Consider the following 12067-nt stretch of genomic DNA (forward strand, 5'->3'; position numbering starts at 1 on the left):
CAGTAAATACCACTATCCCCAACTCCGGTAGAAATCCCTTTTATTGAAGGGACTAAATTGAAACTCCGGACAGCCACCGAACTGCTAACACGCAACACAGTAGAAATCCCTTTTATTGAAGGGACTAAATTGAAACGGCAACCATTTCCCCACTACTGGGCGTAGGAGTTATTACCCGTAGAAATCCCTTTTATTGAAGGGACTAAATTGAAACAAGTGAAGCGATTGTATTTGTATTGGCAAGCAAAGTAGAAATCCCTTTTATTGAAGGGACTAAATTGAAACGGGTTCGGGACGAAACCAACTGGTGACAATGATGGGTAGAAATCCCTTTTATTGAAGGGACTAAATTGAAACTTTCGATACAAAGGTATTCATCGCATTCGTACAGCTCGTAGGTAGAAATCCCTTTTATTGAAGGGACTAAATTGAAACGCGTATATCCATGAAGAAACAAGATATCTTTGTATTGTAGAAATCCCTTTTATTGAAGGGACTAAATTGAAACAATCAAGGTGCGCTTTATGGCTGGGCGGGGCAGTGCGCCAAACTGGTAGAAATCCCTTTTATTGAAGGGACTAAATTGAAACTGGCTAGCAGAAAATCCACCTGCTGCCGCTAAAGTGGTAGAAATCCCTTTTATTGAAGGGACTAAATTGAAACGTTTCTTGTACCAAATACCATTTTGAAGGGATAGGTAGAAATCCCTTTTATTGAAGGGACTAAATTGAAACTCTAAGTAAATATGCCGTCCGTCAGTTGACAAACGTAGAAATCCCTTTTATTGAAGGGACTAAATTGAAACGAACCAGCAATCCTCCCCTTTGCCTTCAAAATCGTAGAAATCCCTTTTATTGAAGGGACTAAATTGAAACGAATAATTTGGGCTAAATCAGGGGCAATTGAAGCTGTAGAAATCCCTTTTATTGAAGGGACTAAATTGAAACAGAAATAGTTAATCCTTTCGATGAAATTTTCAAACAGTAGAAATCCCTTTTATTGAAGGGACTAAATTGAAACGGCACTGAATTGCAATCCGAGACAACAGCGGCAGGTAGAAATCCCTTTTATTGAAGGGACTAAATTGAAACAGCGTGGACTCCACCAGCTACCAGTCGTCTCTCGCGGTAGAAATCCCTTTTATTGAAGGGACTAAATTGAAACCGTGGCAACTCGCGGCCTTACTGGGGGGACCGCGTAGAAATCCCTTTTATTGAAGGGACTAAATTGAAACATTATGTTTGACGCTCGTATCGCTTTTAGCTGTTTTGTAGGTAGAAATCCCTTTTATTGAAGGGACTAAATTGAAACTCAACGCCAGGAGAGAGAACTGATCCACTATGCACTGTAGAAATCCCTTTTATTGAAGGGACTAAATTGAAACCTTCCTTACCGCAAGCTCCCCCGGCATATCAAGAAGATGCACCAGAAAGTAGAAATCCCTTTTATTGAAGGGACTAAATTGAAACAATTAGTGTATATCAAAACTATATAGTTTTGCAGGTAGAAATCCCTTTTATTGAAGGGACTAAATTGAAACAGTACAAAAAACAATTCAAAAAGAAGTAACACAACAGTAGAAATCCCTTTTATTGAAGGGACTAAATTGAAACCGTGCGATCGCTGCCTAACCGAGCGGAGTGGTTGAGGGTAGAAATCCCTTTTATTGAAGGGACTAAATTGAAACGTCAGTAAAAGGCAAAAAGCATTCTCCGTACTCCTGTAGAAATCCCTTTTATTGAAGGGACTAAATTGAAACGGGATAAGTTTGATTAAGAATTGATTTGAGGCATTGAGTAGAAATCCCTTTTATTGAAGGGACTAAATTGAAACCAAGAAATAAACTGGAGCGACAAAAAGTATAAAGTAGAAATCCCTTTTATTGAAGGGACTAAATTGAAACGCCAAACGAAAACCATTGCGATCGTTTTCATAGCGCGTAGAAATCCCTTTTATTGAAGGGACTAAATTGAAACACCCAATAGTGAACTTGCTGAAGTACAATTGCTTCTTGTAGAAATCCCTTTTATTGAAGGGACTAAATTGAAACGTACCGAGGGCAGTGCTATAAACTGCATGGCTATGTAGAAATCCCTTTTATTGAAGGGACTAAATTGAAACAATTTCTTTTGGTAATGCACTGCCAATAAACGATCCAGTAGAAATCCCTTTTATTGAAGGGACTAAATTGAAACTTTCCATATCCTAACCCTCCGCGATCGCCGTGCCGTAGAAATCCCTTTTATTGAAGGGACTAAATTGAAACTACAACTTGCTGGATCTGATCGACGCCAAAGTGCGATCGCAGGTAGAAATCCCTTTTATTGAAGGGACTAAATTGAAACAAAAGATGCACGAACTTTGGACGACGAGGCGCTGGTAGAAATCCCTTTTATTGAAGGGACTAAATTGAAACTTCAGGTGAAGGGGAATTCCTTAGACTAGATTGAATGTAGAAATCCCTTTTATTGAAGGGACTAAATTGAAACAAGCCTTTTCCAAGGAGGGGATTGTTGAAGAGAGTTGGTAGAAATCCCTTTTATTGAAGGGACTAAATTGAAACAGCTCGTGCGCCACCTTCCAAAACCAGTCCTGCCTACGTAGAAATCCCTTTTATTGAAGGGACTAAATTGAAACAACTCAAGTAGGATTTACTCAAGATAATCGCGGAGTAGAAATCCCTTTTATTGAAGGGACTAAATTGAAACTTCGCTATAGTAGCTCACTTCCTATAATACAAATACAGGGGTAGAAATCCCTTTTATTGAAGGGACTAAATTGAAACCACACAGGGCGTAGGAACTCGCTAGAAACGAAGGATATAGTAGAAATCCCTTTTATTGAAGGGACTAAATTGAAACTTGAGATTGCTGACATTTCCCACTACTTCGCCAATATGTAGAAATCCCTTTTATTGAAGGGACTAAATTGAAACGATTTACTGGCGATAAATAGCCAAGTGGAATAATGTTTGTGTAGAAATCCCTTTTATTGAAGGGACTAAATTGAAACAGTACTAAGTTTCCGAATATCTCTAAAATATTCACGTAGAAATCCCTTTTATTGAAGGGACTAAATTGAAACCACTTAGGTTCTGGGGTGGGAGGTAGTAAAAAAGGTAGAAATCCCTTTTATTGAAGGGACTAAATTGAAACGACCCAATTAAATAGAAAAGCACTTGATGTACACAAGTAGAAATCCCTTTTATTGAAGGGACTAAATTGAAACCTTCAGCGCCTTGATGTTCCTGCAAGCCTCCCTAGGTAGAAATCCCTTTTATTGAAGGGACTAAATTGAAACGCGCAACAACAAGCAGGACAGGCACTACGACAATGTAGAAATCCCTTTTATTGAAGGGACTAAATTGAAACCTAAGCTTAAAAAGCTAGGAATTTTCTTCGGCACTAGAGTAGAAATCCCTTTTATTGAAGGGACTAAATTGAAACATGCGATTTGGGCAAGTTGCAGGGCAATAAAATTCTTGTAGAAATCCCTTTTATTGAAGGGACTAAATTGAAACATAAATAAAATTTGGTATTGATGTATAACTACCCGGTAGAAATCCCTTTTATTGAAGGGACTAAATTGAAACACCGCAATTCACTGCAACACAGGCACCAAAGAAGTAGAAATCCCTTTTATTGAAGGGACTAAATTGAAACCTACGCGATCGCAGCAAAAGATGGATACCCCCTGTAGAAATCCCTTTTATTGAAGGGACTAAATTGAAACACCGCGTAGTAGTAATAAGTTTTCGCAAATCATTTTGTAGAAATCCCTTTTATTGAAGGGACTAAATTGAAACAGGTAACAAGGAACGCTACTTTTGCTGGCTCCCGTAGAAATCCCTTTTATTGAAGGGACTAAATTGAAACAAGGAAATGGGGTCGATATTGAAACTGAATTGTATGTAGAAATCCCTTTTATTGAAGGGACTAAATTGAAACTTGAAACGGTTTCTTGGTGGGCGGATAAACCTGATTTGTCTCGTAGAAATCCCTTTTATTGAAGGGACTAAATTGAAACGTCGTTACCGACTCCAGGACTGGGGAGGTAAGAGTAGAAATCCCTTTTATTGAAGGGACTAAATTGAAACGCACTAGATGAATCGATTGATTTTTCAAGCTCCTCCGGGTAGAAATCCCTTTTATTGAAGGGACTAAATTGAAACATAGCCCCGCTTACGTGTACTGGCGGACAGGAGCGTAGAAATCCCTTTTATTGAAGGGACTAAATTGAAACTGTCGGTGGTATCCCAATTGCTCAGAAATTACGCAGGGTAGAAATCCCTTTTATTGAAGGGACTAAATTGAAACTTCAGTTTTTCTACTGCTTCTCTCAATTCGTTGGAGTAGAAATCCCTTTTATTGAAGGGACTAAATTGAAACGACTTTGTAAATTTTTGTGCCAGTTCGTTATTGGTAGAAATCCCTTTTATTGAAGGGACTAAATTGAAACTCTAGGTAAATATGCCGTCCATCAGTTGACAAACAATGTAGAAATCCCTTTTATTGAAGGGACTAAATTGAAACGATTCACACGCCCTGGAGCAGCAAATTGATAGATTGAGTAGAAATCCCTTTTATTGAAGGGACTAAATTGAAACAACCTCGGGCTTAGAGGATTCGCTGAGACCATAAAGAAGGTAGAAATCCCTTTTATTGAAGGGACTAAATTGAAACCTCCGATCATCTCTGAATTAAGAGCAATGCGATCTATGTAGAAATCCCTTTTATTGAAGGGACTAAATTGAAACCTCGTCGCCAGAAGTTTTTAGTATGAATTTGATATTTTCTGGTAGAAATCCCTTTTATTGAAGGGACTAAATTGAAACAGCCAGCGTATCTTCAATAGTTAGCTGCACTTCCGGTAGAAATCCCTTTTATTGAAGGGACTAAATTGAAACCATGAACAATATTAAAAATGCTAGTAGTTTTGAGTCGAAGTAGAAATCCCTTTTATTGAAGGGACTAAATTGAAACGGTTTCTTGGTGGGTGGATAGACCTGATTTATCTCCGGGTAGAAATCCCTTTTATTGAAGGGACTAAATTGAAACTAGATTTCGATACCGAATTGATATAGATCCTCCTCTCGTAGAAATCCCTTTTATTGAAGGGACTAAATTGAAACAAGTGGCACAAACAACGCAGCTTTTAATCAAATTGTAGAAATCCCTTTTATTGAAGGGACTAAATTGAAACCACAATTTAATCTCTAATCCCCTATAGAGCGATTTGTAGAAATCCCTTTTATTGAAGGGACTAAATTGAAACCGAACAGATGCTTTGCGAACAACTAAATCCTTCAGGTAGAAATCCCTTTTATTGAAGGGACTAAATTGAAACGCATTCCTGCAACAATTTGCCAAGTCGATTGCAAATAAAAAGTAGAAATCCCTTTTATTGAAGGGACTAAATTGAAACGCTGATACATGAAAATGCCAATAATGTTTTCTCGAGTAGAAATCCCTTTTATTGAAGGGACTAAATTGAAACTTTTTCCGCTCCTCTGCCAGTAAAGCCTTTGCGAAGCACTTGGAGTAGAAATCCCTTTTATTGAAGGGACTAAATTGAAACAACCGATAAATAAGTGAATCGTAAAAGCCCAGGGGTAGAAATCCCTTTTATTGAAGGGACTAAATTGAAACGCTGCAATTTGCTCAAATACGCTATTGTAATCAGATGGTAGAAATCCCTTTTATTGAAGGGACTAAATTGAAACAGATGCCCCTCCCAACCTGGCTCTCCTGGGCTTAAAGTAGAAATCCCTTTTATTGAAGGGACTAAATTGAAACCAATTCCCGCTTCCCTTATTATACATGATTTACCTGTAGAAATCCCTTTTATTGAAGGGACTAAATTGAAACTGCTATCGATTTCCCTTGGCTTAGTCTGTGATACAAAGTAGAAATCCCTTTTATTGAAGGGACTAAATTGAAACCAGACCGGGGAGTCGCGTTCAGCTAGCTTGGGAAGTAGAAATCCCTTTTATTGAAGGGACTAAATTGAAACCCCGATATCGCGTAATTCGCGATCGCTTCGTAAATCGTAGAAATCCCTTTTATTGAAGGGACTAAATTGAAACACACAAGTAGATGACGAAACAAGCGCATTTCCATATGTAGAAATCCCTTTTATTGAAGGGACTAAATTGAAATACTACGAAAAGTCGCAGTAAGCGAAAGCTTGCGATCAGTAGAAATCCCTTTTATTGAAGGGACGTTTACACTTACCTAACAAACTAGCAATATAGAAATCCCTTTCACTGGAGCAAGAAGTGTTACAAACAGCCACGTAATTGAAGAGACTGCAATGAAGTTTTACTCTAGCGCTAACTGCGGTTCTAACTCTTGAGTTGTATTCACCTCTTGGACTAAATGTTTTTCAGTGGTGAAAGCCTCAAATGCTGCTTGCTGTGCTTCTAATAAATCTACAGTTGCATCTGCAATGTCACCAGTGCGCGAAGACAAGCGATCGCGTAACACTTCTACTGGTGCTGTACAGTGGATAATCTGTAGTGGTATTTGCTGCGCTTGGGCTTCGGCGATCGCTGCATGACGGAGAGAAGTGCGATCGTACTTCGCGTCTAAAATTACGGTATAACCTTGACTTGCCAACATAATCCCCAAATCTAACAATCGCGCATAAGTTTTTTGCGTCATCTCGGCGGTATAAATTTCATCTCCACCACGTTCTAGTAGGGGAATTCCTGCTAGATGCTTGCGCACAGCATCCGAACGAATATGAATTGCACCAGTTTTACGCGCTAACTGGCGTGCGACAGTACTTTTTCCTGAACCTGATAACCCTGACATCAAAATCAGTTTACCTTGACGTGGTTTTGTATATTCCCACGCTAATTTGTAGTAAGCCGCAGCGGTTTTTGCCGCTTCTTGTTTGACTGTTTCTGGTACGCCAGGATCGTCAAGTAAGAAAGAATTGACTTTAGCACGTACATAAGCTTGACGACTGAGGTACAGTGGTAATACCTGCAAACCTTCCCAATCACCTGTTTGCTCAATATAAGTATTTAAATACGCATTGCCTAAGTCGGGACGCTGCAACATCTCTAGTTCCATCACTGCATAGGCAATATCAAACATGACATCGACAAAGCGAAACGGTTCGTTAAACTCAATGCAATCGAATAGCAAAATTTTGTCATGCCATAAACAAATATTGCGTAAGTGCAAATCGCCGTGACACTCGCGAATCCAGTCATTGGCAATTCGCTCGCTAAATAATTGCTGACGCTGCGCAAAAAAGTTATCTGTATATTTTTTCGTTTCTTCAAACTGCGATCGCGTTTGAGGACCGCTAATATACTTTACAGTCTGGTCATAATTTTCATCGATTGATTGGCGTATCTGCTCAACTTCCCCAAACTTGCGAATATAATCATTTGTAACAGTTTGCGCGTGATATTGTGCGACAACGCGCCCCAATTCTTCCATTCGAGCCTCATCGAGTTCGCCTCGCTCAAACATCGAGAGAAAAAGTGCTTCTTGCGGAAATTGTCGCATTTTCAGCACGTACTCGACAGGCTCTCCGTTACCACCAAGATGATATCGCTCTTCTTGAGTAATAGGTAAAACTTCTAGATAAATCTCCCCTGCACCTCTTTGATTCAACCGCAATTCTTCCTGACAAAAATGCTGTCGTAGTTCTAACGTTGAGTAGTTCAAGAAACCGAAATTCACAGGTTTTTTGAGTTTGTAGGCGTAATCACCCGTGAGTAGCACGTAAGAGACGTGCGTTTGAATCAGTTCGATTGGTTCTTTTACCGGATGCGGATAAAACTCCGGTTGCAGCATTTGTTGAATTAAAGGAGGAAGAAAATTATCAGATGCCATTTTAAGTTTTAGGTTTTTGCTTAAAGCTTAGTGATGAGAACTGCTATACAGGCGATAAGAGTTAGTAATGTGGTATTTGCCCCCTAAATACCATAGACTTGGGGAAATTTAATTTTAGAATTCCCTAGAATTAGAGATAGGTGGTTTGAACAACTGTACATCCCTTTTTCAAACATCCTCTAAAGCCAATGTTGCTCAAACTCTCATTTTTGTATTAGTCCGCGAAGATGGACTTTGTTCGTTAAGCTGTGACTTTAGTCGCCAGCCTAATTATAAATAAAGACCAGAATGTTTCTCTGGTCTTACAAAGTAGCAAATCCTCTGAGTCAGAATTAACCACCCGTTTCAGCGTCGGTTTGTGGTTCTTTCTGTTCTGCTTCAGCAGCTTGGGCTGCGGCGATTTCTTGGTCAGCTGCGGCTTCTTGGGCTTCAATAATTTCTGGTGTAATTTGTGGCGCTAAAACAGAAACGACAGCATCATTAGTTTCGCTTACTAAAGAAACACCTTCGGGTAAGACTAAATCTTGAAGATACAGCACGTCTCCCATTTTCATGTTAGAGACGTCGATTTCAAGTGTTTCAGGAATGCGATCGGGAGCGCAACGGACTTGAATATGAGTTAGGACTGTATCTAACGCACCACCTTCGAGTTTCACTCCAGGTGCTTCACCGACGAAGTGGAGCGGTACTTCTACTTCTACAGTATCTTGGGCTGCGACCGAGAAGAAGCTGAGGTGATAGGGAAATCTTTTCGTAGGGTGGCGTTGAACTTCCCGCAGGAGCGCTTTACCGCGCCAAGGCAAATCGCTAATATTTAACTGAATTAATGTGTTGTTAACAGAAGCTTTTTTTAACAGTGTCTCTACTGTTTTAGCTTCTAGCGTGAGATGAATTGATTCTGTACCGTTGTGACCATACAAATTGGCAGGAATTAAACCTGAACGGCGTAAAGCATTCGGCTTACTACCTTCTGCTCTTTTTTTTCCTTCGACTGTGATTTCCATACTGCTATAAAGTGACGAGCGATAAACGGTAAATTTTGAATCTTAAAAAGTTTCTTGAACTCACACTTCTGTAACGACAGGAGTGCCATTTGCGTGAAGTAAAGCACGCTTAGGACCGTGAATTGGGTCTTCCACAATGATAGTTTGTTCGCGACTCGCTCCTAAGGAAACGATCGCAATCGGAACTTCCATCAATTCGGCTAAGAATTTCAAGTAGTCAAGCGCCTGCGATGGTAAGTCCTCCAACGAGCGACAATTGACAGTTGACTGTTTCCAGCCGGGCATTGTTTTATAAATGGGACGACACTGCGCAAATCGATGAGCATTGTGAGGAAAATCCTTACATTTTTCTCCATCAATTTCGTACGCAACACAAACTTTGATTTCGTCTAGTTCATCTAGAACATCTAGTTTTGTAATTGCGAGACAATCCATACCGTTGACGCGAACCGCGTAGCGTCCGATTACCGCATCAAACCAACCGCAACGGCGCCGCCGCCCAGTGGTAGTACCAAATTCTGCACCGCGATCGCACAATAATTCGCCAATTTTGCCATTGAGTTCTGTTGGAAATGGTCCTTCGCCGACGCGTGTCGTGTACGCTTTAGCAACTCCAATCACGCGGTCAATCATGGTAGGTCCTACACCCGTACCAACGCAAGCCCCACCAGCAACAGGATTTGAGGAAGTGACGTAAGGATAAGTTCCATGATCGAGATCGAGCAATGTCCCTTGCGCGCCTTCAAACAAAATGTTGCGACGTCGCTGAATTGCATCATAGATCTTGAGCGATGTATCTACTACATGCGGGCGTAAGCGTTCTGCATATTCTAGATACTGGTCGATGACTTCTTCTGCATCTAATGGAGGTAGGTTGTAAAGCTTTTCTAAAATGACATTTTTATAGCTAATTGCCCAATGCAGTTGTTTGCGCAAGCCCGTAGGATTCATCAAATCAATGACACGAATCCCTGTACGCTCGGACTTATCTGCATACGTTGGACCAATTCCCCGCCCTGTTGTCCCAATTCTACGATCGCCTCGGCGTTCTTCTGATGCTCGATCGATCAGCCGATGATACGGCATTGTGACATGAGCTGTTTCTGAAATCAGCAAATTTTTGGTAGAGATGTTGAACTTTTCTAATTGGTCGAGTTCTCTAATTAACACCTGTGGGTCAATTACAGTACCACAGCCAATAATGCATTCAGTATCAGGGTATAAAATTCCCGAAGGAATAAGATGCAACTTGAATGTTTGACCCTGAACTACAAGTGTGTGTCCGGCATTGACACCCCCTTGGTAGCGTACAACAATGTCAGCCGATTTGCTGAGCAGATCCGTGATTTTTCCTTTTCCTTCGTCGCCCCATTGAGCGCCGATCACTATGACGTTAGCCAAGGTTTATGTAAGTTAGCTAAGGTTTTCACACAAACTCTAATTAATAGCAAAATAATTGCAATATGTCAATGACTTGATGCTACAAAATCATATTGATTTAGCATAACACCTAGGTAATTATTTATCCTTGACATGCTTATCCGTGCTGAGTGTCGCCACTTTTGCATTGAGCTTAAAATCGTTGTAACTTGACACTAAAAACTCACTGCAAATTGCCAATCCAAAGATTATTGTTAAGATTAATTAATACCTTGTATTGTTAATTTTAATCAAGATCATGGCATTATATGCAGAATTGCATCGGCATTTAGGAGGTTCGGTAGTACCGCGCGTATTGTGGCGCTACTTTCAACGTCATTCACCTGATTTAGGGGAAAAATTTCCTGAGTATCAAGCGTTTGAAGAGTTTTATACAAAACCACGCAATACTCTCGATGAGTATCTAGAACTCCATACGCTGGTAGAAAGCGTGCAAAGCGTGGAAACTTTGCCGTATTTTATTTATCGCTTGATGCGTGGTGCTTATATTTTTGAGAACCTTGCTTATTTAGAATTACGCTATACGCCTTATTTGCGTACACCGGATCATTTGAGTCAATCAGAACGCATTGACCAGATGGCTGAAATTGTAGCAGTTGTTGGGAAAGCAAGTCGAGTACCAGAGTATCCAATCGTCACAAGTCAAATTTTGTGCATGCACTCGCGACTTCCTTATGAAGTCAACAAAGCAATTGTCGATTTAGCGGCTCAAAGTCGAGATTATGTTTGCGCGATCGATGTAGCAGGTGGTGATGCTCACTACAAAGAACGACTTGATGAGTTTATCGAATTGTACGACTATGCGCGATCGCTTAATCTCAACACAACCGGACATCTTTACGAAACGACGGATGGTTGTTACCCTGAATTACTACCTTATTTAATGCGCATCGGACACGGCATTCAAATTCCCCTACGCTATCCAGAATTACTCGGTGAGTTAGCACAACGCAATCAATGTCTAGAAGTTTGCCCAACAACTTATCTCAAAACAGGAACTCTAGAAGACCTGCGGCAACTTAAGATTGTGTTTGACCGATGTTTTGATGCGGGAGTCGATATTGCTATTTGTACTGACAACGCTGGGTTACATAATGTGCGCTTGCCTTTTGAGTACGAGAATTTACTGACGCAAGACATTATTGACTTTCAGCAGTTGAAAGCTTGTCAGAATGCAGCTTTCCGTCATGCATTTGCTTGGCCTTACGGTCAGCAGCCTCCAGCCTCATTGTTACGCGGATTACTGCAACCTGAAGCACCAGCACTAGCTGAACCTGTTAGGAATTAGCAATTCGATGACACAACTCGCGCGATCGCATCCTCAACTAAATGTATAGGATGCGATGCCCATACGGGGCTTTGGCAACGCTGCCGGACTAATTTTATGATATTCAGTAGTGCAATAAACTCAACTATTCTTGAGTAGCAATTGCTTGCAGTCGGTTTGTGCGAAAAATATTGTATCTATGCAACTCAAGAGCGAGATAACAAATATGTTTTTAATATTTAGCAAAACTGGATATTGAATATTTATGATAAATTTAGCTTGCCGATGAAAGTTCAAAATTTAAGTTTAACAAACCTTCATTTCGTTTAGACTTGACAGTCTAAATTTGAAAAGCTAAACAATCAATACTTGTAGCGTTTTTGCGTTGTTAGCTTTCAGTTAATTCTAGTAGTATTTCAAAATATTTGTACGATCGTCATTCCCAAATCTAAATGAGTTAAATGTCGCAATACTCGTTATAAAGTATCAACCTGGTTACATCC

The 12067-nt window shown here is 40.2% G+C and carries 4 protein-coding genes and 1 CRISPR repeat array (1 of these 5 cut by a window edge); of the genes, 1 reads left to right on the forward strand and 3 read right to left on the reverse strand.

Going from position 1 to position 12067, the window contains the following annotated elements; translation table 11 throughout:
* A CRISPR array of direct repeats spans nucleotides 1–6232; the repeat unit is 37 nt; unit sequence GTAGAAATCCCTTTTATTGAAGGGACTAAATTGAAAC; it begins 1812 nt to the left of the window's first position.
* An 88-nt stretch (nucleotides 6233–6320) separates the two neighbouring features.
* The 3 genes from B1A85_RS08335 to B1A85_RS08345 all read right to left on the reverse strand — a co-directional run bounded on the left by B1A85_RS08335 (nucleotide 6321) and on the right by B1A85_RS08345 (nucleotide 10258).
* On the reverse strand, nucleotides 6321–7853 hold the full coding sequence (locus B1A85_RS08335) for an AAA family ATPase (protein WP_104546451.1): 1533 nt from the start codon (nucleotides 7851–7853) through the stop codon (nucleotides 6321–6323).
* A gap of 332 nt (nucleotides 7854–8185) precedes the next feature.
* The gene (locus B1A85_RS08340; RefSeq protein WP_104546452.1) at nucleotides 8186–8857 is read right to left on the reverse strand and encodes a 50S ribosomal protein L25/general stress protein Ctc; all 672 of its coding nucleotides are present in this window, start codon (nucleotides 8855–8857) and stop codon (nucleotides 8186–8188) included.
* Between the two features lie 60 nt (nucleotides 8858–8917).
* Nucleotides 8918–10258, reverse strand: a complete 1341-nt coding sequence (locus B1A85_RS08345) for an adenylosuccinate synthase (RefSeq protein WP_104546453.1) — start codon at nucleotides 10256–10258, stop codon at nucleotides 8918–8920.
* Nucleotides 10259–10535: 277 nt separating this feature from the next.
* Here B1A85_RS08345 and B1A85_RS08350 point away from each other — a divergent pair, with 277 nt between their 5' ends.
* Nucleotides 10536–11585: an adenosine deaminase gene (locus B1A85_RS08350; RefSeq protein ID WP_104546454.1), complete on the forward strand. Its 1050-nt coding sequence runs from the start codon at nucleotides 10536–10538 to the stop codon at nucleotides 11583–11585.
* Nucleotides 11586–12067 lie beyond the last annotated feature (482 nt).

The sequence above is a fragment of the Chroococcidiopsis sp. TS-821 genome (assembly GCF_002939305.1).
Taxonomy (GTDB): domain Bacteria; phylum Cyanobacteriota; class Cyanobacteriia; order Cyanobacteriales; family Chroococcidiopsidaceae; genus Chroogloeocystis.

Excerpts from the sequence above, each read along its gene's own strand:
- B1A85_RS08340 (WP_104546452.1), bottom strand. The coding sequence starts at position 8,857 with ATGGAAATCACAGTCGAAGGAAAAAAAAGAGCAGAAGGTAGTAAGCCG.
- B1A85_RS08350 (WP_104546454.1), top strand. The coding sequence starts at position 10,536 with ATGGCATTATATGCAGAATTGCATCGGCATTTAGGAGGTTCGGTAGTA.
- B1A85_RS08335 (WP_104546451.1), bottom strand. The coding sequence starts at position 7,853 with ATGGCATCTGATAATTTTCTTCCTCCTTTAATTCAACAAATGCTGCAA.